Raw genomic sequence first — 23,174 nt, 5'->3', positions numbered from 1 at the left:
ATCACATCCAGACATTATCGATGAGCCGTGTCGTTCCGACACGCGCCGCAACCAACACTATCGTGTCCCCCAAAACTACTTCCGAAATCGCTTCAAACTGACGATTGACAATCGCTACATACTCGACATCAAGAGGTTTAAGTACCTCAATCATTGCCTCTTGTATCGATTGGGTACCAAAATTCTTTTGCATCACCATTTTGGTTGCCTCTTTGAGGGATGCTGAGAGTTTTAACGCCTCACCCCGTTGCACCTCATCCAAATAGATATTACGTGAAGAGAGGGCTAACCCATCACCCTCACGCATCGTATCCATCGGAACGATTTCAACATTCATCCCGAAATTTCGAACCATTTGAGAGATTAATGCCAATTGCTGAGCATCTTTTTTCCCAAAATAAGCACGTGTAGGACGTACACCGTTTAAAAGCTTCATCACCACAGTAAGCATACCGTCAAAATGACCGGGACGTGAGGCACCCTCTAGGATATATCCACGGACATCGGGAGCTTTAATGCTCACCTCATCAGACTCGTACATTGATTCAGGATAAAACAACACATCGACACCGCTTAGTTCACAAATCTTAAAATCTGCCTCTTCTTTGCGTGGATATTTACTCAAATCTTCTCCCGCTAGAAACTGTGTCGGATTGACATAGATAGAGACTACCACAATATCATTTTCACGCCGCGCCGCTTCAATAAGGCTACGGTGACCGATATGGAGTGCTCCCATCGTCGGAACAAACCCGATACTCCCCGACATCAAATCGAGTATTTCTCGTAATGCTTCACGTGAACGTGCGATAATCATATATTTAGCCTTCATAGAATATAATCGCAATTATAATATACGAATAGGATATTCCTTTACATGGATCATTACGAATATACCGAATTACTAAAAACATTGACGATTAAAATGCAAAACGTCACCGATGTTGTCCGTCCCCAAGAGATTAATGGACGTTTAGGCGAGATTACTGAACTTGAAAATTCCGATGGATTTTGGAACGATGCCACTGCTGCGGGAGTTATCCAAAAAGAGAAAACACAGCTAGAACGCCGTTTGGCAAAATATTCCAAAACCTTCAATCTCCTCCAAGATGCCCAAGATATTTATGAAATGGCAAAAGAAGAGGGGGATGAAGAGACTATTGAAGCGCTGTTTTCCGATGCCGAATCACTCGAAAACAATGTCAAATCGATGGAAGTAGAGGTGCTTCTCTCAGGTGAGCACGACTCTCACAATGCGATTATCACCATCCATCCGGGAGCTGGGGGGACTGAGTCCCAAGACTGGGCTTCGATGTTGCTTCGTATGTATACCCGCTGGGCAGAGCGTCGCGATTTCACCGTAGAAATCCTCGATTATCAAGCAGGTGAAGAGGCAGGAATTAAAGATGCCGCACTCCTCATCAAAGGGGTTAATGTCTATGGTTACCTCAAAAACGAGAACGGTATCCACCGCCTTGTCCGTATCAGCCCCTACGATTCTGCTGCTAAACGTCACACCAGTTTTACCTCTGTAATGGTCTCTCCAGAACTCGATGATGACATTGATATCGAAATTGAAGATCGTGATATCCGTATCGATACTTACCGCGCATCTGGGGCTGGTGGACAGCACGTTAACAAAACCGAATCGGCGATCCGTATTACCCATATCCCAAGCGGCATCGTTGTACAGTGTCAAAATGACCGTTCACAACACAAAAACAAAGCAACCGCCTTTAAAATGCTTAAATCCCGCCTCTACGAACTGGAGATGGAGAAAAAACAAGCCGCCGTTGATGGTATCGAGAAAAGTGAAAACGGTTGGGGTCACCAAATCCGCTCTTACGTTTTAGCACCGTATCAACAAGTCAAAGATACCCGTTCCGGTATCCCCTACTCCAACATCAGCAACATCCTCGACGGTGACATCGATGAGATGATCGAAGGTGTCCTTATTTCCCTCAACCGCAAAGATGACGAATAAGGAAAACACCCTCCTCAAAGAGTGTGCTCTCCACGAGCCATGCTCCTATATTCCGGGGAACTCTCAAACCATCCATTATAAAGTAATCCAAGAGTGTACCAAAGCTCAATGTGAAGCACTCATCCTTCGTGGTTGGAGACGTTTCGGATCGATGTATTTTCGCCCTGTTTGCAGCGAATGTACTGCGTGTGAAAGTCTCAAAATTGATGTCGAAAACTATGTTTTTAGCAAGTCAGAACGGAGAATTTTACGTAAAAATAGCCATTTACGCACCTTTATCCGCCCGCCGAGTATGAGCGGTGAACATTTAGATCTTTTTTACCGTTACCACTCCTATAAACATAGAACCCGTAACTGGGATGCACCTAAAATCGATCCTAAAAACTACCAAGCCTCTTTCGTTAACGGTCATGGTGATTTTGGATATGAAGTACTTTATTTCGAAGGTGAAAAGCTTATCGCCGTTGATCTTATCGATATACTGGGAGAGGGAATTTCTTCCCTTTATTGCTACTACGATCCCCATGCCAAACACCTCTCACTGGGTAAATTCACCCTCTTGGAACAAATCTCCCTAGCAAAGCGTTTGGGACTTAAATGGCTTTATTTAGGCTATTATGTGCAGGGGTGTCAAAGTTTGGAGTATAAAGCGACCTACAACCCTCTTAAAATCCTCCAAGGACGCCCCGAAGAGGATGAATCTGCTCAATGGAATGATTTATGAAAACCCTCCACTTTAACAACACTCCCTTAGCTCCCTCCAAAGTAGTCTGCATCGGACGCAACTACGTCGAACATATCTATGAACTGAACAATGAAATCCCCTCCTCCATGGTAGTATTTAACAAACCCAACTCTGCTATCACGGATACATTAGCCTTCATCACCCCTGACACCCGATATGAAGGAGAAATTTGCTTTTTGATGATATCTGGGAAGATTGCAGGGATTGGGTTTGGACTTGACCTCACCAAAGGAGAGATACAAAATCATCTCAAATCCAAAGGGCTTCCGTGGGAGAGAGCTAAAGGGTTTGACGGTTCGGCGGTATTGGGTAATTTTGTCCCTTTTAATGCACCGCTCGAATCATTACGGATGACACTACATATTAATGGTGTATTGACTCAAGAAGCGACCTATGAACTCATGATCTACAAACCGCTGGAGATGATAGAGGAGATTAAAACCTTTATGAGTTTTGAGGATGGCGATGTCATCATGAGTGGAACTCCCAAAGGGGTCAATACTTATAGTATAGACGATGAGTTTATCGGACGAATTTACAGTGATGAGACGTTATTAATCGAAAATCGCTGGAGGGTGCATTAAATAACCTTATCGCGTAACATCCCCTCTAAATTATCCGTAGTTGTGGATATCTCTTTGATAGCCGTTTTAATCCCCGCTTCCACTAACGGCGACTCACTTAACACCTCCTCTAAATTCCCCTCAAAATCGGCAATCACAAACCGATCTCCCCATACTCTGAACATGAGCCGCTCGGGAAGTTTGTGCATTAAAAAATCGGCAAAACGCGCAATCATCGTATTTCCGCTCTCCCATCCGAATGCTTTATTATAACGATGAAAATCAATCAATGAAATCACTGTAAATTTATTCGGTTTACTATAGCGAGAACGACCGTTAATTACCATCATAAAATAGTCTTCATTGTAAAGTTTTGTCAACCTATCTTTGAAAAAATAACTCAGTCGCTCTTCCTCAAGAGGAGTCTGTCCTATCTGATTAATCGTCGTATCAATCTCAATATCGGAAAGTACTTTTACCGCAGCATTCACAACCGCAGGATGATACCATGTGCCACTCAACTCACTCAGTTCAATCAACGACTCTTTCACCTCTTTACGCGGTTTGTAAATCCGATTGGTTGTCATCGCATCGAACGAATCGGCAACCGCCATAATATGCCCCAAAAGTGAGATTTCTCCCCCTTTTTTGCCGTACGGATAACCGCTACCGTCATAGCGTTCATGATGATCAACCATAATATCGGCAAGCTCTTTATAAAGATGGACATTGGAGAGAACCTCATACCCCGCCTTGGCATGTTCTTTAATAAGCTCATATTCCAAATTACTCAATTTTCCAGGCTTGAGTAATATCGAATCAGGAGTAACAACTTTACCGATATCATGCAATTTTGCCGACTCGACCAACAGTTGTATCTCTTTTTCGCTCAGTTCCATCTCTTTGGCTATCAATTCAGCATAATAGGCCACCCGCACCGTATGCCCCGCCGTATAGGTATCACGCTGCTCGATCATATTGACCATAGCATCGATAAAGCTTTCGTAGCTCTCTAAACGCTCATCATAAAGTTCATTGATATGATTTTGCTGTGTGAACGAATTCAAGGCAAAACCGATATCTCCGGAAAGCTCTTCAATCATTTTTTGCTCTTCAACGCTAAACCCGTTATCCCGCCCCGTACAAATCGTCAATACACCGATTACCTCATCGCTAAACGTACTGCTTTTCAACGGTAACGCATAAATCGCTTTGATTCCATGTAAAACGATATTCTCTCTACACTCAGGAGTTATCCGTACATCCGCCATGTTCGTAATCATAAAATTTTTCTTCTCTTCGTATACCTTACGCTCTATCCATGTTATCGTATTATCTTCTCCGATTCCGTACGCGGCAGCGACACTTAACTCTCCTTCATGAACAAGAGAAATTTTTGCCCTTTTAAACGATTCATTTGAACTCAGACACAACGTTGCTTTATCGATCAGCTCATCTTTTGACCTTGTTGTAATCAACATCTGATTGACATCGGCAACTGTCCTCAAAATACTACGGAGATATTTTTCGTTCAAATACGCCTCTTCGAGCTTTAAACTCTCACTATAGAGATGCTCTGTTTTATCACGAATTTTATCTTCTAATGAATCGTTAAGCGTCTCTAACGCTTGTTGTGTATCACGTAATTTTGCATTGATTCGCGCAATGTATAATGCGATAAACTGAGATACTAACAACACCAACAATGTAATAACACCGTAATACCAATACTGCTTAACAAAAGAGATAAACGCATCCTCTCTAAAATGTTTATAAGGCCCCATTTCAAGTTCTCGTAAACACTCATGGATACTTTGATAATCGAGCGGAATCGTCCATCCCATACTCTTAGATGCCTCTGCCGCTTCCGAGTGCTGTGGCATCGAAATAAGTGCTACTGCTACCTTCTCTGCAAGTGCATTAGAGGTATGTTTTGTCGTTGCTATCGGCCATTCGGGATAGAGACGTGTACTGGTTTGATAAAAGAAATCGGGGTAATTTTTTTGTTCTAAAAGGGTGAAGTCGTTTAAGTTGATTTTTCCCTCACCCGCCATGCGCTCTAATGTATCGGTTCGAACCGTCCCCGCATCCGCTTTACCGTCTAAAACTGCAAAAACAGCCGATTCATGAGTGCCGTAAAATGTCGTTTTTAAATCCTTTTCACTTATCCCTTGTTCTTTGAGTTCTCGAAGTGCCATGATCCATCCGCCAAACGATTCAGCATCCACCGCGGCGAATTTCTTGTTTTTTAAATCGTCGACGCTCTGTATGGCCGTATTGGAAGCACGTTTAAATATAACACCCCCGAACTCCGTTTGCACCTTTCCATTAAAATCTTTATTTTTTAAAGTTGCAATTCTTGAAATACCGAAACTGCTTTCCAAATCAACGTAATACGCCGAATTAGTGATAACAAAATCAATCTTTCTATCTCGCAGATAGGGGAGAAACTCTTCAAACCTCAAAGGGGTAATATGAAAATCATACTCCGGAATTTTAGTGTTCAGATATTCAGCTGTCGGATCCCACATCATATGGGTTGACTCATAATTTTTATGTGCTAACACCCCGATATGTACGCTCTCTTTGGCACATAAAGAGGTGAATGGTTCAAGAGTAAACAGCAGTAAAAATACAAGGATGATTTTTTTCATAAATTCATTATAGCGTTGATTAAATAAAACTAGTTATATTCACTTTATGTAAATAGAGAGATAAAAAGATATGTATTATTTATTAAACTAGAAGTTTTGGAATTTAAAAGGATAGATAATGCCCCGAAGGGCAGAGGAGAGGAAATCTCTTAGCTGTTACGCTTTTTGATAATCTCTTCAGCAACGTTACGTGGAACTTCTTCGTAATGATCGAATTCCATAGAGTAACTTGCACGTCCTTGAGTTGCTGAACGAAGGTCAGTTGAGTAACCGAACATTTCAGACAATGGTACGAACGCGTCAACAATTTTGTTACCAGAACGGTCACCCATGTTGTTAACTTGTCCGCGACGACGGTTAAGGTCACCAATAACGTCACCCATGAAGTTCTCAGGAACTTCAACTTCAACTTTCATCATAGGCTCAAGGATAGCTGGATTTGCTTTACGCGCAGCCTCTTTAAATCCCATAGATGCAGCGAGTTTAAATGCCATCTCATTCGAGTCAACCTCATGGTAAGACCCGTCATACAATGCAACTTCAACGTCCTCGATTGGATAACCCGCGAGAACCCCTTTTTGCATCGCTTCTTTACACCCTTTTTCAACCGCAGGGATATATTCTTTAGGAATAACCCCACCTTTGATTTCGTTGTGGAAGATATAACCAGTTCCAGGAACACCCGGCTTAACACGGATATAAACGTGACCGAATTGTCCACGTCCACCCGATTGTTTCGCGTATTTGTACTCTTGGCTAACTTCGTTACGGATAGATTCACGGTAAGCAACTTGTGGTGCACCTACTTCTGCTTCTACTTTAAACTCACGGAACATACGGTCAACGAGGATTTCAAGGTGAAGTTCACCCATACCGCTGATGATTGTTTGTCCTGTCTCTTCGTCAGTGTGAACACGGAAAGATGGATCTTCCGCAGCCAATTTTGCAAGAGCGATACCCATTTTTTCTTGGTCCGCTTTTGTTTTAGGCTCAACCGCAACCGAGATAACCGGCTCAGGGAAATGCATACGCTCTAGTACTAGACGTTCGCGCTCATCACACAAAGTATCTCCAGTAGTTGTGTCTTTAAGACCTACAACCGCTCCGATTTCACCCGCATAAAGAGATTTGATCTCTTCACGTTTGTTAGCGTGCATTTTAACGATACGCCCGATACGCTCTTTTTTACCTTTGATGGTATTGTAAGCATACGTACCTGATTCAAGAACACCACGGTAAACACGTACGAATGTCAATTGTCCAACGAATGGGTCAGTCATGATTTTGAACGCAAGACCGGCGAATGGAGCATCGTCAGTTGATTCAACATCAACTTCAACTTCTTCATCGTCTTCCATTGTCCCTTTAATCGCCGCAACTTCCAATGGAGATGGAAGATAATCAACAACCGCATCAAGGAGAGTTTGTACCCCTTTGTTTTTGAAAGCTGTTCCACATGTCATTGGAATAATTTCCATTTTAAGACATCCGGCTTTAATCCCGCGCATAATCTCTTCGTTAGTGAGTTCACCCTCTTCGAAGAATTTCTCCATCAAAGAATCGTCACCCTCAGCCGCCGCTTCCATCATTTGTGCACGGTATTTATTTGCAAGTTCAACCATATCCGCAGGAATTTCTGATTCATGATAGTTTGAACCCATCGCTGCATCTTCATCCCAAAGGATAGCTTTCATTTTAACAAGATCGACGATCCCTTTAAATTGATCTTCCGCACCGATTGGAAGTTGGATAGCGATAGGATTTGCTTTAAGACGTGCACGGATTTGCTCTTCTACGTTGTAGAAATCAGCCCCTGTACGGTCCATTTTGTTGACGAAAACCATACGAGGAACACCGTAACGGTTTGCTTGACGCCATACTGTTTCTGATTGTGGTTGAACCCCACCAACAGCACAGAATACCGCTACAGCACCATCAAGAACACGCATAGAACGCTCAACTTCAATGGTGAAGTCAACGTGGCCCGGAGTGTCGATAATGTTGATTTGTTTGCCGTTCCATTCACAGGTAGTTGCAGCAGAAGTGATCGTGATACCACGCTCTTGCTCTTGCTCCATCCAGTCCATAGTTGCAGCACCTTCGTGAACCTCACCGATTTTGTGTGATACACCGGTGTAGAACAAGATACGTTCTGTTGTTGTTGTTTTACCCGCGTCGATGTGAGCGGCGATACCGATGTTTCTTACGTCTTCAAGTTTATGGGATCTTGCCATGATAATAGCCTTAAGGATATAGTTTTATTAGAGGAAAGATAGCCTAAAAAGGCTATCATATGGTTACAAAATTTGCCTCTAAAGAGGCAAGCTTTAGTAGCCCGAATAGACTCTTACCAACGATAGTGAGCAAACGCTTTATTCGCTTCTGCCATTTTGTAAGTATCTTCTTTACGTTTGAACGCAGACCCTTTATCGTTAGATGCATCCATCAATTCGTTTGCCAAACGCTCAGCCATAGTGCGCTCGTTACGTTTGCGTGATGCATCCGTCAACCAACGGATAGCGAGTGAAAGCTGGCGAACAGGGCGTACTTCTACTGGAACTTGGTAGGTCGCTCCACCCACACGGCGGCTTTTAACTTCGATAACCGGTTTGATGTTATCGATCGCAGCATTAAACACTTCGATACCTGTTTTTTCACCACGTGATGCGATGATATCCAAAGCTCCGTACATGATTTTCTCAGCAGTGCTTTTTTTACCATCCCACATAATTTTGTTGATGAACTTCGTCAAAACTTTACTACCATGAACTGGGTCAGGCATAATTTCGCGAACGGGCGCTTTTCTTCTTCTCATAATGTTTCCTTCAATTTTAAAAATTTACTCAAAAAACGGTCACTAAAACCGAGTCTTGTCAGGTTAGATGATTATTTTTTCACCTTAGCTTTTTTCGTTCCGTATTTAGAACGAGACACTTTACGATCTTTAACACCCGCAGTATCAAGAGCACCACGAACGATATGATATTTTACCCCTGGTAAGTCTTTTACACGACCACCACGAACAAGAACGATAGAGTGTTCTTGCAAGTTGTGACCCTCACCACCGATATAACTAATAACTTCAAACCCTGAAGTCAAACGAACTTTAGCAACTTTACGAAGCGCCGAGTTCGGTTTTTTAGGGGTTGTAGTATAAACACGAGTACATACTCCACGACGTTGTGGACATGACACCAAAGCGGGTGATTTTGATTTTTTCACGACCGCTTGTCGCTCTTTACGAATAAGCTGGTTGATTGTTGGCATACAATCTCCTTGTTTTGAAATGTTCCAGTAGAATTTTAGATCCACCCATAGGGGACTAATAAACGCGAAATATTACCCGTTTTTTGATTAATTATAGCTTATTTTAAGGAAGGTTAAAGGGTTATTATCTTTTTATAATTTTATTTTTTCAGCAATCTTATTTCCTACTCTCTCTATAGGTGTCTCTTTTTTTGTCGTATTACCTTGATCTGAAGATGAAGGTAAATTTTGAGGAGATGTCGATTCCGAAGTAGTTGTAGGTTTTATAACTTCTATACTCTCTTTATTCCAATATGCTATCAATTCTTCCCAATAAAATGCTTTTAGTACAATAAGGACAAACGCGATCATAAATAGATAGACAAATGGCTTCATTCTGTATCCCTTTTAATATTAAGAGTATTATAGCAAATATTTTTTATTATTAAAAAAGATACAATAAAGTTATCCCCTTGCCAAAGCAAGAGGATAGAGAAGAGGGTAAGTTTTATTCACCAAACATAATAGTTTGATCTTTATAGATACCGGTTCCGACTGGAATGGTACGTCCGATGATGACGTTTTCTTTAAGATCGGTCAAATCATCGATTTTAGCTGCAACGGCTGCTTCGGTCAAGACTTTAGTAGTATCTTGGAACGATGCAGCAGAGATAATCGAATCAGCACTAACTGCCGCACGCGTAATACCGACAAGGTATGGCTCAGCGATTGCAGGCTCTCCACCGAGACGAAGGATTTTTTCATTCTCAACTTTGAATTGCGCTTTAGAAACCACATCACCTTCAATGAATTTAGTATCACCTGAGCGGAGGATTTTAATCTGACGCAACATTTGAGTAAAGATAACTTCAATATGTTTGTCGGCAATATTAACCCCTTGACGGCGGTAAACTTGTTGTACTTCGCTGACCAAATAGTTATACAACGCTTTGACACCCAAGATTCTCAAAATCTCATGTGAGCTGATAACACCATCGGTCAAACGCTCACCGGCGTGAACGAATTCACCTGGATGTACCATTGCGGTAAGGTTTTTATCGACAAAATACTCTTTAACCATACCGTTTTCACTAGTGATTAAGATACGCTCTTTACCACGAAGCGGTTTACCGAAGCTAACAACCCCATCAAGTTCTGCGATAAGAGCGATCTCTTTAGGTTTACGTGCTTCAAAAAGCTCAGAAACCCGTGGAAGACCCCCGGTAATATCGCGTGATTTTTGAAGTGCTTTTGGTGTACGTGCCAAAATATCGGCTACTTTCACTTCAGCACGATCTTGTGCAAAAATCGCTGTTTTCGGCTCAACCGCATAACGGATGATCGTTCCATCATTCGCCGCCAAAACGATAGCAGGTTTGAACTCTGGTGCAATGTACTCATTGATCATCAAACGAGTTTTACCGGTCAATTCATCAAACTGCTCAGAAGCAGTAATACCCGGAATAATATCTTCGAATGTGATAACCCCATCCGTTTCAGAGATAATTGGGTTTGAATACGGATCCCATTCTGCAATGACGATTGACTCATCTTTAGCAGGTTTAGCGATTAATGTATCAGCTTTTACCGCTTCATCATCATTCACTTCGATTACTGATCCACGTGCGATATAATGACGGATTGCTTCACGATCATCGCTATCAGCAACCACGGCAAATAATCCTTTTACCTCTACACTGTACCCTTTAGCGATCTCATGATGACGCTCTAAATAATCCCCTTTGAGAAGATAGTATTTAACAACTCCTTTCTCTTTTGCAAGGATTTTTTGAGTAACAGGAGCACCGTCTTTTACTTGAATTTCCGAAGCGTATGGGATACGGTTCGGTACATTCCATCCATCTTTAATGGTTTCAACGATTGATTCTTCTTCTTTAACCATTGCACCGTTTTCGTATGGAAGATAGAATTTACCTTCGATTTTACCACTAACCCCTGCAAGTTCATTTGGTTTTGCCACTTCATTTTTACGAAGTGTATAACGTTGTACTTGGCTCTCACCTTTAACACTGACGATGACTTCATCATGGATGGTTTGAATCTCAACCGTTCCGCTAAACGGAGCTTTGATTTTCGGTTCAACCAACAAAATCGCGGCATTACGGCGATTCGCAACAATTTGTTTCCCCTCTTTAGAAGAGTACGTTTTCAAATTATAGTAACGGATGAAACCCTCTTTGGTAGCAACAACTTGACGCTCTTCACGAGTACTTGATGCGGTTCCCCCAACGTGGAAGGTACGGAGGGTCAACTGTGTACCCGGTTCCCCGATGGATTGTGCTGCGATAATACCGACCGCTTCACCTTTACGTACGATACCACCAGAACCGAGGTTCAACCCGTAACACAATGCACATACGCCATCGACTGATTTACAGGTTGTTGGAGTACGAATATGTACCGCTTTGATACCCGCTTCAGTAATTTTAGAAGCTTTAATCTCATCAATCAATGTCCCCTCAGAATAAAGGATCTCATTGGTGATTGGATCAATTGCATCTTCGGCCAATACACGTCCATAAATACGATCTTCCAACGGCTCAATCAATTCATTACCGACAGATATATCGGTAAGTTCAATTCCCTCATGAGTACCGCAATCGTGTTCAACAATTTTCACGTTTTGCGCAACGTCAACAAGCTTACGCGTCAAATATCCCGCATTCGCTGTTTTAAGAGCGGTATCGGCAAGACCTTTACGAGCACCGTGAGTAGAAATAAAGTACTCTAAAACGTTTAGACCCTCTTTAAAGTTCGAGATAATTGGAGTTTCGATGATCGAACCATCCGGTTTCGCCATCAAACCACGCATACCGGCTAACTGACGAATTTGAGCCGCAGATCCACGCGCTCCAGAGTCCGCCATCATAAAGATTGAGTTAAACCCATCTTTATCATTTTTAACCAAGTCCATCATTCCGCCGGCAACGGTATTATTAGTATCGGTCCAGACGTCAATGATTTTATTGTAACGTTCTTGCTCAGTCAAAAGACCCGCTTCGAATTGTTTTTGAATCTCTTTAACACGATTTTTAGAAGCAACGATGAGACCGTCTTTCTCTTTTGGGATAATAATATCAGCAATAGAGATGGATACCCCTGATTGAGTTGCGTATTTAAAACCAAGATTTTTCAAATCATCCAAGAAACCTGCTGTAACTGCAATGCCACCATGCTTATTGACATAGTCAACGATAGCATTGATATTTTTCTTTTTCATTGCCACGTTCCAAAGCTCTACGGGAACAAACTCTGGCAAGATCGATTTCAATATCATACGGCCCGCTGTTGTATGAATCATTCGTCCATCAACACGGGTACGTACTTTTGCGTGTAAATCAAGTGCTTTGTGCTCTAATGCGATCATAATCTCATCAACGTTGCTGAAAAGTTTATTCGATCCCTTCACATCATTTTTACCCAATGATAGATAATAAAGCCCCAAGACCATATCTTGTGAAGGTGTTGCAATCGCTTTACCCGATGCAGGAAGCAAGATGTTCATAGAAGAGAGCATCAATACTTTACACTCTGCAATTGCTTCAGCACCAAGTGGTACATGAACCGCCATTTGGTCACCATCGAAGTCCGCATTAAACGCGGCACACACCAATGGGTGCAATTGGATAGCTTTACCGTCAATGAGTTTCGGGTGAAATGCTTGAATTGAAAGTTTGTGCAATGTCGGTGCACGGTTAAGCATGATAGGATACCCATCAACGATTTCCGCTAAACACTCCCATACTTCATTCGTTTTCTCTTCAATCATCTTTTTCGCCGCTTTCACGGTAGTTGCATACCCTTTATCTTCGAGTTTTGCAATCAAATGAGGTTTGAAAAGTTCCAATGCCATCAATTTTGGCAATCCACATTGATCCATACGTAGATTTGGTCCAACAACGATAACCGACCTACCCGAGAAGTCAACACGTTTACCAAGAAGATTTTGACGGAAACGCCCTTGTTTACCTTTGATAATCTCAGAAAGAGATTTAAGAGGACGTTTGTTCGCACCCTTAACCGCATTCGCACGACGACCGTTATCAAACAACGCATCAACTGCTTCTTGAAGCATGCGTTTTTCATTGCGAACAATAATTTCCGGTGCCTCAAGCTCGATAAGACGTTTAAGACGTTGGTTACGGTTAATAACACGGCGATAGAGGTCATTCACATCCGATACCGCGAATTTTCCACCATCAAGACTTACCAACGGACGAAGTTCAGGAGGGAGAACCGGTAAAGCCGTAAGCATCATCCATGCAGGATTATTTCCAGAATTCAAAAATGATTCAATAACTTTCAAACGTTTAACGATTGTTTTACGTTTTGCTTCTGAATTGGTTGCTTGAACCTCTTCTTTAAGTGCTGAAAATAGATCAACCAAATCAAGTTCATCGAGTAGATCACGAACCGCTTGTCCACCCATCTCTGCTGCAAAACCGCTTTCACCATAGCGTTGTACCAAGGTACGGTATTGCTCTTCATTCAATACATCGTATTTGAGTACTGGAGAGGTTTGACCACCGTCATAACATGCTTCCCCGCCACTTTTAACGATGTATGCTTCATAATATAATACGCGCTCAAGGTCTTTCATTTTCACGCCGAGGAGTGTTCCAATACGGCTTGGAAGTGAACTGACATACCAAATGTGTGCTACCGGAGTAACCAAATCAATATGCCCCATACGATTACGACGTACTTTTGATGATGTTACTTCAACACCACATTTTTCGCATACAACGCCTTTGTAACGCATTTTTTTGTATTTTCCGCACAAACATTCGTAATCACGAACCGGTCCAAAAATTTTGGCACAAAACAATCCGTCACGTTCCGGTTTAAGGGTACGATAGTTAATCGTTTCTGGTTTTTTTACTTCACCGTGACTCCATGAGAGGATTCTCTCAGGAGATGCAAGGCGAAATTGAAGTTGTTTAATATCCGTAGGACGGTTTTCCTCAGTTACAGCAATCGGTACTAATTTACTCATTGTCATCCACCTCGTCAAAAATCTCAATATCTAGCGCCAAAGCTTGGAGCTCTTTGGTCAATACGAACAGCGTTTCAGGGATACCTGATGCCGGTACACTTTCACCTTTTGTAATCGCTTTATAAGCACGAACACGTCCATCAACGTCATCCGATTTAATCGTCAACATCTCTTTAAGAACCGCAGAAGCACCATAAGCTTCAAGAGCCCATACCTCCATCTCCCCGAAACGTTGTCCACCGAAGAGGGCTTTACCACCAACCGGTTGTTGAGTAACAAGTGAATATGGCCCAGTTGAACGTGCGTGCACTTTCTCATCAACCAAGTGGTGAAGTTTGAGCATATACATATAACCGACGTTAACACGCTCTTTCATTTTGTCACCGGTTTTACCGTCGTAAAGCTCCATTTTTCCATCACTGTCAAGCTTCGCCAACTCAAAGAGTTTTGCAAACTCTGCTTCAGTAACCCCTTCGAAAATAGGGGTAGCAAATTTAACCCCACGTGACCAATCTTGTGCATACCCAAGAAGAATTTTATCATCCATCTCACTCAACAATTTAGCCGCGTTCATGAGACCGGCTACATCGGCAAACGATATCATTTTCGCACGTAATTCACCAATAAACTCTTTTTGTTTCGCTTCAAAAATATCTTGAAGTTGGAAACCAAGCTCTTTCCCCACCATACCGAGGTGCATCTCAAGGATTTGCCCGATATTCATACGTGATGGAACCCCAAGTGGATTCAAACAAACGTCAACGGTACGTCCGTTTGCCATGTACGGCATATCGACTTGTGGAACAATGATCGAAACGATACCTTTGTTCCCGTGACGTCCCGCCATTTTATCCCCAACTTTGAGTTTACGTTTAGTCGCTATATAAACCTTAACGTATTTCACTACACCATTAGGGAGAATGTCATCTTTTTCCAAGATAGAGAGTTTTTCTTCGTGTTCGTCACGGAATTTTTTCTTCTCTTTTTGGAAATGGTTTTTGGTTTGGTTGTATTTTTCTTGAATATCATCACTAAACGCTTTAACGACGGTATTCATTGCAAAACGGTTAACCTCTTTAAGGTCATCTGCATTAACAAATGCACCTGCTTTATACTCATTACCATTTACGCTTACATCGCTTTGTAATGGATGTTTTGTCAACAATGAAGAGATACGGAGCATCTCTTCTTTATCGATCATCAAAAGACGATCGTAGTGCTCGCGCTCTAGCTCATCACGTTCTTGTTTTTCAAGTTCAAGTGTACGAGGATCTTTGTCGTACCCTTTTTTCGTGAATACTTTAACATCAACGATAACTCCTTCCATACTCGGCGTACAGTAGAGTGATTTGTTGACAACGTGACCCGCCTTTTCACCGAAAATAGCGCGTAACAAACGCTCTTCAGGAGTAGGTTTTACTTCGCCTTTTGGAGAAACTTTACCAACAAGGATCATCCCACCTTTAACATACGTACCGATTTTAACGATACCGCTATCATCAAGGTGAGAGAGTTCATCGTCACGAACATTAGGGATGTCACGAGTAATCTCTTCGACACCGTGTTTAAGTTCACGTGCTTCTGCCTCTTTTTCATAGATATGAACTGAGGTAAATGCATCTTCACGAATCATACGCTCAGACATAACGATCGCATCCTCGAAGTTGTAACCGTTCCATGGCATAAACGCAACAAGTGCATTAATACCGAGAGCCAATTCCCCTTGATCCATATTTGGACCATCTGCGATGATTTGCCCTTTGCTAACCAATTGACCTTGTTTAACAATCGGTTTTTGCATAAATGTCGTATTTTGGTTGGTACGAAGGTTTTTTTGCAATGGATAGTAATCGATAAACGTACCATCTTCATCTTCACCCATAATGTAAACGTGTTTAGCATCTACTTTTTCAACAATACCGGCACGTTCTGCTTTTGCACACTCCCATGAATCACGAGCAACGAGTTTTTCAACCCCTGTTCCGACCATTGGTGCTTCAGGACGCAATAACGGTACCGCTTGACGTTGCATGTTCGATCCCATGAGCGCACGGTTCGCGTCATCGTGCTCCAAGAACGGAATCAAACTTGCCGCAACACCGACAACCATATGTGGTGTCAAATCGCGGAGTTCACATTCGCGCGGTGATTTAAGCATAATCTCGCCGTCTTGACGAATCTCAACTAAATCATCAATAAAGTTCCCATTATCGTCCAAACGGCTTGATGCCGCAGCAATAACTTTCCCCTCTTCTTGGGTAGCCGTCAAATAAACTACTTCAGAAGTGACAATTCCGTCTTTAACAACATTGTATGGAGCTTCGATAAATCCATGCTCATTTACTTTTGAATAGGTCGCCAACGTATTGATCAAACCGATATTTTGTCCCTCAGGAGTCTCAATCGGACAAATACGGCCATAGTGAGTCGGGTGAACGTCACGCACTTCAAATCCGGCGCGCTCTTTAACAAGCCCACCTTCTCCAAGTGCCGATAAACGACGTTTATGGGTAACTTCCGATAACGGATTCGTTTGGTCCATAAATTGTGACAATTGTCCGCCGCTGAAAAACTCCATGATAGTAGAAGTGATCATTTTTGAGTTCACCAAATCGTGAGGCATCAACTCAGTAGTCGGACCGCTCATGGTTGAGAGCTTGTCTTTAATCGCTTTTTGCATTTTCACAAGACCGTTGTGTAACTCATTTCCGAGTAACTCACCGATTGAACGGATACGACGATTACCCAAGTGGTCACGATCATCGATATGACCTTGACCGTTTTTAACTTTGATAACGTATTTAACAGTATTGATAATATCTTCATTGGTCAAAACAGTCACATATTCAGGAACATTAAGTCCTAATTTGTGGTTCATTTTCATACGACCAACGCGTGTCAAATCATAACGTTCAGGATCAAAGAAAAGTTGATTAACAAACACTTTTGCCGCATCTTTGGTTACTGGCTCACCTGGGCGCATTACTTTATAGATACGGATAGCAGCGAGATCATTTTCGTCTTCGATATCTTCCGTTTGTTTCAAAAGTTTCAACGAATCAACATCCGCCATAAATGCATTGATGATGGAACTATCATGCCCTTCTGCCAAGTCATTCGCGATTACAAATTCATTAACACCAGAATCCAACATCTTTTTGAGCTTAGTTTCATCTAACTGCGTCATCGTATCAAACATGATTTCGCCGGTAGAAGCATCAATAATCGCCTCTGCCAAATGACGTTCAATCAATGTTTCAATTGGGTATTGAATCGCAGTCACACCCTCTGCAATCATTTTTTCCGCTTTTTTTGCCGATAAACGTTTACCAGCGGCAACGAGTAATTTACCATCTGCATCAACGAGGTCATAACCCAGACGTCCTGCAAAATGTTCCGGATCGAAATCCATCAAATATTTATTGTTTTCAACACGAATTTTTTGTAACGGATAGAACATTTTTAGGATATCTTGTTTACTGTATCCAAGGGCACGGAACATAATTGTTACAGGAACTTTACGACGTTTATTGATACGCATGTAAAGGATATCTTTCGGATCATACTCAAAATAGAGCCATGAACCACGGTCAGGGATAATTTGACCGGTAAAAATCATTTTACTTCCGGCTGTGGTTGATTCTTCTTCTTTAAAAATAACCCCTGGTGAGCGGTGAAGTTGATTAACAACAACACGCTCAACACCGTTAATAACAAACGATGTACGGTCAGTCATCAAAGGGATATCACGGATAAAAATAGTTTGTTCTTTAATGTCTTTAACACCCATTTTTTCTTTGGTGTTTTCATCACGATCCCAAATCATGAGACGTGTTTTCATACGCAACGAAACAGAGTAGGTCAAACCACGCTCCATACATTCACGAACAGTGTATTTAGGGCGACCAACTTCAGAACCGAGATATTCTAGAGAGAGACGGTTTTGAGTATCATGGATTGGAAAAACAGATTGGAATACACGCTCAATACCACTTTTAGAACGGTCTTTTTGATCTAGCATCAAAAATGATTCGTAAGAACTTTGTTGAAGTTGTAAAAGGTTTGGAACTTCAATTTGTTGTGGGGTTTTCGCGAAATCAACGCGCAAGCGGTTTCCAGAGTGAAGAGTATTTAACATTAGGCTACCTCAATCGAAATTTGTGATCCCAGTATTAGGGATAAAAGTGTAAAAAGTCTAAAAGCTGAGCGTCCCCAACCCTATAACGACGGATGGGCACTCTTCCGAAATGAAAAAATCAATTCGGAAAAGCGCCCTAGGAGTATGGAGGCAAGTGCCTCCAAGCATCAAATAATTATTTGATTTCGACCGCAGCACCAGCTTCTTCAAGCTCTTTTTTCGCTGCTTCAGCATCTTGTTTAGAGATACCTTCTTTAATAGTTGTTGGAGCACCTTCAACTGCATCTTTAGCCTCTTTAAGACCAAGACCTGTCATTGCACGTACTACTTTAATAACGTTGATTTTTTTGTCACCACCGTCTTTCAAAATAACGTCAAATTCAGTTTTTTCTTCTACTTCAACAGCAGCTACTGCAGCACCTGCAACCGCTACCGGTTGAGCAGATACACCAAATTTTTCTTCGAATTCTTTTACAAGCTCAGAAAGCTCAAGAACAGACAAGTTTGAGATAAACTCAAGAACATCTTCTTTTGTTACAGCCATAATATTCTCCTATAGAATTTTTTTATTTATACCAATCATTGATTGGTTATTTTATGCTACGTAATAATTACGCAGCGTCCTCTTCTTTTTTACGTTTAAGCGCATCGAGTCCGATTGTAAAGTTGCGAACTGGTCCCATCCATACAGATGCCAACATTCCAAGCAACTCTTCGCGTCCCGGTAGGGTTGCAAACGCACGAACTTTTTGCTCATCAGCCGCTTCGCCGTCGATGTATGCAGTACGGAGAGTGAATTTATCATTCTCTTTTGCAAAATCAACAACCGTTTTAGCAGCAGCGATAGCATCGTCACCCCAAACAAAAATGTTGGTGTCAACGATATCGATTCCACTCATACCAGCATTGTTCAATGCGATTGTTGCAAGGGTATTTTTTACCACTTGAACTTTCGTATCTTTACCACGTGCCATTTTACGGAGAGACTCGAGGTTACTTACAGTAAGACCACGATAATCACACATAATAACGGCTTTAGCAGTTTTAAACTCTGATGTCAAAGCGTTAACGATTTCAGCTTTTTGTGTTTTATTCATTATTTCTCCTTTCCAGACAGGTACTTCAAGCGGGGCAGAGTGACTCTGATTAAGACTTTCGTCCCCTACTCTCTTCAGTCCATAAGATAAAGTGTGTAACTACGTTAATTAGTTACGGATATCTAATAATTCTTGAATCTCAAATTTGATTGCCGGACTCATAGTGAGTGACAATGCTGCATTTTTAATGTAACGACCTTTTGCCGTTGATGGTTTTGCACGGTTGATAGCACCAACAAATGCTTTAATATTTTCAGCAATTTTATCGCTATCAAAACTTACTTTACCGATACCGGCATGAATGTTACCTTTTTTGTCAACACGGAAATTTACTTGTCCGCCTTTAACATTGCTTACCGCTTTTGCGATATCCGCTGTAACGGTTCCTGTTTTAGGATTCGGCATCATCCCTTTTGGCCCAAGGATACGTCCTACTTGACCAACAAGACCCATACAATCCGGTGCTGCAACAACGATATCAAACGGCATATTACCCGCTTTAATCATATCAACTAAATCTTCAGCACCAACGATATCAGCACCGGCAGCTTTAGCTTCATCAACTTTTGCCCCTTTAGCGAAAACCGCAACACGAACCACTTTACCCGTACCGTGAGGAAGCACAACCGCGCCACGGATCATTTGGTCAGCGTGACGTGGGTCAACACCAAGATTAAGAGCAATTTCAACAGTTTCGTCGAATTTTGCTGATTTAAGTTCTTTAACAAATACAGAAGCATCTGCTACTGTATAGTTTTTTGTCATATCAATTTTTTCACTAAGTTGTTTGTAGCGTTTTCCAGCCATTTGAATTCTCCAATTATAGAATCTGCCGCAGAGTTTAGACTCTTTGCGGTCGAAGAGCTTTTAAATTTAAATTAATTCTGCCTCAAAGAGGCAAGCTTTAGTGCCTTAGCGGCTAGCGTAGTGAAAGGGATGTATTCCTTTCACGTTAATCAATCAACTATATCAACACCCATTGAACGACATGATCCAGCGATTGTTGCAGCAGCAGCATCAACATCATCAGTATTCATATCTTGAATTTTTTGCTTAACGATTTCCATCAATTGAGCTTTAGTGATTTTACCCACTTTGTTTTTCATCGGATTATCAGTCCCTTTTTTAAGACCAGCTGCTTTCATGATGAGTGCAGATGCCGGAGGCTGTTTTGTGATGAATGAAAACGTTTTATCCGCATATACAGTAATAACAACAGGGAGTTTAAAACCTGCCTTATCTTTTGTACGCTCGTTGAACGCCTTACAAAATTCCATGATGTTAACACCACGTTGACCAAGGGCAGGACCAACCGGAGGAGCCGGATTAGCCGCGCCAGCTTGAACTTGTAGCTTGATGTAGCCTGTAATTTTCTTTGCCATTTGTGCTTCCTTTTTTTGAGATTAAATAATTTTTTCGACTTGTGTGTACGAAATATCAACCGGAGTACTACGTCCGAAAATTGAAACATTAAGTTTCAACGTGCCATGCTCTAAATCATATTCGTCAACCGTACCGGTAAAGTTTGCAAACGGACCATCTACGATACGCACCATCTCACCATTATCAAAAAAGACTTTTGGTTTTGGAGCTGAGCGATTTTCTACACGATCCAAGATAACCTTGATATCATTTTCGCTAAGCGGTGTCGGCTTATTTGCTTCACCGATAAATCCAGCTACACGAGGAAGCGATTGGATACGGTGTTGTAAATCGATACTTAAATCCATCAATGCAAATACATATCCAGAATAAAGTGAACGTTCGGTAATTTTTTTCTTACCGTTTTTTACTTCGATAACATCTTCTGTCGGTACGATCACTTCAGTGATTACTTCTTCAAGATGGTTTTCAGCAATAATGTTTTGGATAGCCGCTTTTACACTGCGCTCGCTGCCCGCATAGGTTTGAATTGAGTACCAAAGATGTGCCATATTTTTTCCTTAACTCAAAATTGCCGAAACAGTAGAAGACATGATTAAATCAACCAATGCTAAAAACAAAACAACAAAAGTCACAACAATCACTACTGCAAGAAACGCTTGCTTCACTTGTGGTTTTGTAGGGAATATAACTTTTGCAAGTTCTAATTTAGCCTGAGCAAAAGCTCTAGTAACACTGTTTTTCATCTCACGTATCCTTTGGACATTTCGAACCAATAAAGCCCGAGAGCACCATTAGTTAAAAATGGGTGGCAGGCCAGGGGGGATTCGAACCCGCAACCATCGGATTTGGAATCCGGCGCTCTACCATTGGAGCTACTGACCTATAAAAATCCCCGAAGGGAAAACCTTACAGTTTTGCTTCTTTATGAATCGTGTGTTCACGACAAAATTTACAAAACTTACGTACTGAAAATTTTTCAGTATGAGTTTTTTTGTTTTTAGTGGTGTGATAGTTACGACGAGTACACTTTTCACACGCTAAATGGATATTTTCACGCATATTCTACCTTAATAGTCCAACCCGCAGGTTGGGGAAAATTATGCTAGGATTTTAGAAACAACCCCAGCACCAACTGTACGTCCACCCTCACGGATAGCGAAACGAGTTCCCTCTTCCATAGCGATTGGGTGAATCAATTCAGCGATAATTTTTACGTTATCACCAGGCATAACCATTTCAGTACCTTCTTGCAAGGTGATAGCACCTGTACAGTCAGTTGTACGAACATAGAATTGTGGGCGGTAACCGTTGAAGAATGGAGTATGACGTCCACCCTCTTCTTTGCTCAATACGTAAATTTCAGCCTCAAATTTTGTGTGAGGATTGATTGATTTAGGTTTACAAAGAACTTGTCCACGCTCAACATCTTCTTTCTTAGTACCACGAAGCAAGATTCCGCAGTTATCACCTGCTTCACCCATTTCCATCTCTTTACGGAACATCTCAACACCAGTTACGGTTGTTGTTTGAGTGTCACGGATACCAACGATCTCGATAGTTTCACCGATTTTGATTGTACCACGCTCGATACGACCAGTAACAACAGTTCCACGACCAGAGATAGAGAAAACGTCCTCTACCGGCATCAAGAAATCTTTATCTGTTTCACGAACAGGCTCAGGGATATACTCATCAACCGCATCCATCAATTTAATAATTTTTGCAGCCCAGTCACCGATGATACCTTTTTTAGCTTCTTCAAGAGCTTGGTATGCAGAACCTGCAACGATTGGAGTATCGTCACCTGGGAAATCGTACATATCAAGAAGTTCGCGGATTTCCATCTCAACGAGTTCAAGAAGTTCTTCATCATCAACCAAGTCTTCTTTGTTCATGAAAACAACGATGTAAGGAACACCTACTTGGCGAGAAAGAAGGATGTGCTCACGAGTTTGTGGCATTGGGCCGTCCGCTGCAGAAACAACAAGAATAGCTCCGTCCATTTGAGCAGCACCCGTAATCATGTTCTTAACATAGTCGGCGTGTCCAGGACAGTCAACGTGTGCATAGTGACGTTTGTCTGTTTCATACTCAACGTGTGAAGTTGCGATGGTAATACCACGCTCACGTTCTTCAGGTGCATTATCGATTTGATCGTAATCCATGAATTTTGCACCAGTTTTTGTAGCAAGAACCGCAGTAATTGCTGCTGTCAATGTAGTTTTACCGTGGTCAACGTGCCCGATTGTACCGATGTTGACGTGTGGTTTATTACGCGTAAACTTTTCTTTTGCCATAGTGTCCTCCGACTGAAATTGTAAATGAAAATGGAATTATACCAAAA

At 41.7% G+C, this 23,174-nt stretch carries 19 protein-coding genes and 1 tRNA gene; 3 read left to right on the top strand and 17 right to left on the bottom strand.

Features of this window, described 5'->3' with window-relative positions:
• Nucleotide 1: 1 nt before the first annotated feature.
• Nucleotides 2–817, bottom strand: coding sequence for a pantoate--beta-alanine ligase (gene panC, locus PHC76_RS01075; RefSeq protein ID WP_299974112.1), 816 nt, complete (start codon nt 815–817; stop codon nt 2–4).
• Nucleotides 818–877: 60 nt separating this feature from the next.
• On the opposite strand from panC, the gene prfB reads away from it, so the two are divergent.
• From prfB to PHC76_RS01060, 3 genes are read left to right on the top strand one after another with little or no spacing between them, the layout of a single operon-like run.
• Nucleotides 878–1,984 carry a peptide chain release factor 2 gene (gene prfB, locus PHC76_RS01070; protein ID WP_299974109.1) on the top strand — a complete coding sequence of 369 codons (1,107 nt, stop codon included), beginning with the start codon at nt 878–880 and terminating at the stop codon, nt 1,982–1,984.
• The gene (locus PHC76_RS01065; protein WP_299974106.1) at nt 1,974–2,708 is read left to right on the top strand and encodes an arginyltransferase; all 735 of its coding nucleotides are present in this window, start codon (nt 1,974–1,976) and stop codon (nt 2,706–2,708) included. The genes prfB and PHC76_RS01065 overlap by 11 nt, the downstream gene beginning before the upstream one ends.
• The gene (locus tag PHC76_RS01060; protein WP_299974104.1) at nt 2,705–3,313 is read left to right on the top strand and encodes a fumarylacetoacetate hydrolase family protein; all 609 of its coding nucleotides are present in this window, start codon (nt 2,705–2,707) and stop codon (nt 3,311–3,313) included. The genes PHC76_RS01065 and PHC76_RS01060 overlap by 4 nt, the downstream gene beginning before the upstream one ends.
• Here PHC76_RS01060 and PHC76_RS01055 read toward each other — a convergent pair.
• From PHC76_RS01055 to tuf, 16 genes are all read right to left on the bottom strand, one after another.
• Nucleotides 3,310–5,946, bottom strand: coding sequence for a PhnD/SsuA/transferrin family substrate-binding protein (locus tag PHC76_RS01055; protein ID WP_299974101.1), 2,637 nt, complete (start codon nt 5,944–5,946; stop codon nt 3,310–3,312). The genes PHC76_RS01060 and PHC76_RS01055 overlap by 4 nt on opposite strands.
• Before the next feature lie 149 nt (nt 5,947–6,095).
• Nucleotides 6,096–8,180: an elongation factor G gene (gene fusA / locus PHC76_RS01050; RefSeq protein WP_299974098.1), complete on the bottom strand. Its 2,085-nt coding sequence runs from the start codon at nt 8,178–8,180 to the stop codon at nt 6,096–6,098.
• Between the two features lie 113 nt (nt 8,181–8,293).
• Nucleotides 8,294–8,761 (bottom strand): 30S ribosomal protein S7, encoded by a 468-nt coding sequence (rpsG, locus tag PHC76_RS01045; protein ID WP_299974095.1) that lies wholly within the window; start codon nt 8,759–8,761, stop codon nt 8,294–8,296.
• A gap of 71 nt (nt 8,762–8,832) precedes the next feature.
• Nucleotides 8,833–9,213: a 30S ribosomal protein S12 gene (rpsL, locus tag PHC76_RS01040; RefSeq protein WP_294894172.1), complete on the bottom strand. Its 381-nt coding sequence runs from the start codon at nt 9,211–9,213 to the stop codon at nt 8,833–8,835.
• Nucleotides 9,214–9,345: 132 nt separating this feature from the next.
• A complete protein-coding gene (locus PHC76_RS01035; protein ID WP_299974092.1) occupies nt 9,346–9,588 on the bottom strand; it encodes a hypothetical protein in 243 nt (80 codons plus the stop codon).
• Between the two features lie 112 nt (nt 9,589–9,700).
• Complete coding sequence (rpoC, locus tag PHC76_RS01030; protein WP_300209742.1) at nt 9,701–14,209, bottom strand: DNA-directed RNA polymerase subunit beta'; 4,509 nt, start codon at nt 14,207–14,209, stop codon at nt 9,701–9,703.
• Complete coding sequence (gene rpoB / locus PHC76_RS01025) at nt 14,202–18,347, bottom strand: DNA-directed RNA polymerase subunit beta (RefSeq protein ID WP_299968986.1); 4,146 nt, start codon at nt 18,345–18,347, stop codon at nt 14,202–14,204. The genes rpoC and rpoB overlap by 8 nt, the downstream gene beginning before the upstream one ends.
• 175 nt (nt 18,348–18,522) lie before the next feature.
• Nucleotides 18,523–18,891 (bottom strand): 50S ribosomal protein L7/L12, encoded by a 369-nt coding sequence (rplL, locus tag PHC76_RS01020; protein WP_299968988.1) that lies wholly within the window; start codon nt 18,889–18,891, stop codon nt 18,523–18,525.
• Between the two features lie 67 nt (nt 18,892–18,958).
• The gene (gene rplJ / locus PHC76_RS01015) at nt 18,959–19,444 is read right to left on the bottom strand and encodes a 50S ribosomal protein L10 (RefSeq protein WP_299968990.1); all 486 of its coding nucleotides are present in this window, start codon (nt 19,442–19,444) and stop codon (nt 18,959–18,961) included.
• 108 nt (nt 19,445–19,552) lie between these two features.
• Entirely contained in the window at nt 19,553–20,251 is a 699-nt protein-coding gene (gene rplA / locus PHC76_RS01010) for a 50S ribosomal protein L1 (protein WP_299968992.1), read from the bottom strand.
• A 149-nt stretch (nt 20,252–20,400) separates the two neighbouring features.
• Entirely contained in the window at nt 20,401–20,826 is a 426-nt protein-coding gene (rplK, locus tag PHC76_RS01005; protein ID WP_013461131.1) for a 50S ribosomal protein L11, read from the bottom strand.
• A gap of 21 nt (nt 20,827–20,847) precedes the next feature.
• Nucleotides 20,848–21,378, bottom strand: a complete 531-nt coding sequence (nusG, locus tag PHC76_RS01000; RefSeq protein WP_299968994.1) for a transcription termination/antitermination protein NusG — start codon at nt 21,376–21,378, stop codon at nt 20,848–20,850.
• 9 nt (nt 21,379–21,387) lie between these two features.
• Nucleotides 21,388–21,573: a preprotein translocase subunit SecE gene (gene secE, locus PHC76_RS00995; RefSeq protein ID WP_299968996.1), complete on the bottom strand. Its 186-nt coding sequence runs from the start codon at nt 21,571–21,573 to the stop codon at nt 21,388–21,390.
• Between the two features lie 63 nt (nt 21,574–21,636).
• Nucleotides 21,637–21,712, bottom strand: a tRNA-Trp gene (locus PHC76_RS00990).
• Nucleotides 21,713–21,736: 24 nt separating this feature from the next.
• The gene (gene rpmG, locus PHC76_RS00985; RefSeq protein ID WP_294894180.1) at nt 21,737–21,889 is read right to left on the bottom strand and encodes a 50S ribosomal protein L33; all 153 of its coding nucleotides are present in this window, start codon (nt 21,887–21,889) and stop codon (nt 21,737–21,739) included.
• Between the two features lie 38 nt (nt 21,890–21,927).
• Nucleotides 21,928–23,127, bottom strand: coding sequence for an elongation factor Tu (tuf, locus tag PHC76_RS00980; RefSeq protein ID WP_299968998.1), 1,200 nt, complete (start codon nt 23,125–23,127; stop codon nt 21,928–21,930).
• Nucleotides 23,128–23,174: the final 47 nt, after the last annotated feature.

Origin of the sequence: Sulfuricurvum sp., assembly GCF_028710345.1 — a bacterium.
Taxonomy (GTDB): Bacteria; Campylobacterota; Campylobacteria; order Campylobacterales; family Sulfurimonadaceae; genus Sulfuricurvum.
The sequence above is the reverse complement of the archived record's forward strand: the minus strand, read 5'-3'. Positions and strand labels throughout refer to the sequence as shown.

What these genes read in the sequence shown, in the direction of transcription:
- panC (WP_299974112.1), bottom strand. Translation starts at nt 817, where the DNA reads ATGATTATCGCACGTTCACGTGAAGCATTACGAGAAATACTCGATTTG.
- prfB (WP_299974109.1), top strand. Translation starts at nt 878, where the DNA reads ATGGATCATTACGAATATACCGAATTACTAAAAACATTGACGATTAAA.
- PHC76_RS01065 (WP_299974106.1), top strand. Translation starts at nt 1,974, where the DNA reads ATGACGAATAAGGAAAACACCCTCCTCAAAGAGTGTGCTCTCCACGAG.
- PHC76_RS01060 (WP_299974104.1), top strand. Translation starts at nt 2,705, where the DNA reads ATGAAAACCCTCCACTTTAACAACACTCCCTTAGCTCCCTCCAAAGTA.
- PHC76_RS01055 (WP_299974101.1), bottom strand. Translation starts at nt 5,946, where the DNA reads ATGAAAAAAATCATCCTTGTATTTTTACTGCTGTTTACTCTTGAACCA.
- fusA (WP_299974098.1), bottom strand. Translation starts at nt 8,180, where the DNA reads ATGGCAAGATCCCATAAACTTGAAGACGTAAGAAACATCGGTATCGCC.
- rpsG (WP_299974095.1), bottom strand. Translation starts at nt 8,761, where the DNA reads ATGAGAAGAAGAAAAGCGCCCGTTCGCGAAATTATGCCTGACCCAGTT.
- rpsL (WP_294894172.1), bottom strand. Translation starts at nt 9,213, where the DNA reads ATGCCAACAATCAACCAGCTTATTCGTAAAGAGCGACAAGCGGTCGTG.
- PHC76_RS01035 (WP_299974092.1), bottom strand. Translation starts at nt 9,588, where the DNA reads ATGAAGCCATTTGTCTATCTATTTATGATCGCGTTTGTCCTTATTGTA.
- rpoC (WP_300209742.1), bottom strand. Translation starts at nt 14,209, where the DNA reads ATGAGTAAATTAGTACCGATTGCTGTAACTGAGGAAAACCGTCCTACG.
- rpoB (WP_299968986.1), bottom strand. Translation starts at nt 18,347, where the DNA reads ATGTTAAATACTCTTCACTCTGGAAACCGCTTGCGCGTTGATTTCGCG.
- rplL (WP_299968988.1), bottom strand. Translation starts at nt 18,891, where the DNA reads ATGGCTGTAACAAAAGAAGATGTTCTTGAGTTTATCTCAAACTTGTCT.
- rplJ (WP_299968990.1), bottom strand. Translation starts at nt 19,444, where the DNA reads ATGAATAAAACACAAAAAGCTGAAATCGTTAACGCTTTGACATCAGAG.
- rplA (WP_299968992.1), bottom strand. Translation starts at nt 20,251, where the DNA reads ATGGCTGGAAAACGCTACAAACAACTTAGTGAAAAAATTGATATGACA.
- rplK (WP_013461131.1), bottom strand. Translation starts at nt 20,826, where the DNA reads ATGGCAAAGAAAATTACAGGCTACATCAAGCTACAAGTTCAAGCTGGC.
- nusG (WP_299968994.1), bottom strand. Translation starts at nt 21,378, where the DNA reads ATGGCACATCTTTGGTACTCAATTCAAACCTATGCGGGCAGCGAGCGC.
- secE (WP_299968996.1), bottom strand. Translation starts at nt 21,573, where the DNA reads ATGAAAAACAGTGTTACTAGAGCTTTTGCTCAGGCTAAATTAGAACTT.
- rpmG (WP_294894180.1), bottom strand. Translation starts at nt 21,889, where the DNA reads ATGCGTGAAAATATCCATTTAGCGTGTGAAAAGTGTACTCGTCGTAAC.
- tuf (WP_299968998.1), bottom strand. Translation starts at nt 23,127, where the DNA reads ATGGCAAAAGAAAAGTTTACGCGTAATAAACCACACGTCAACATCGGT.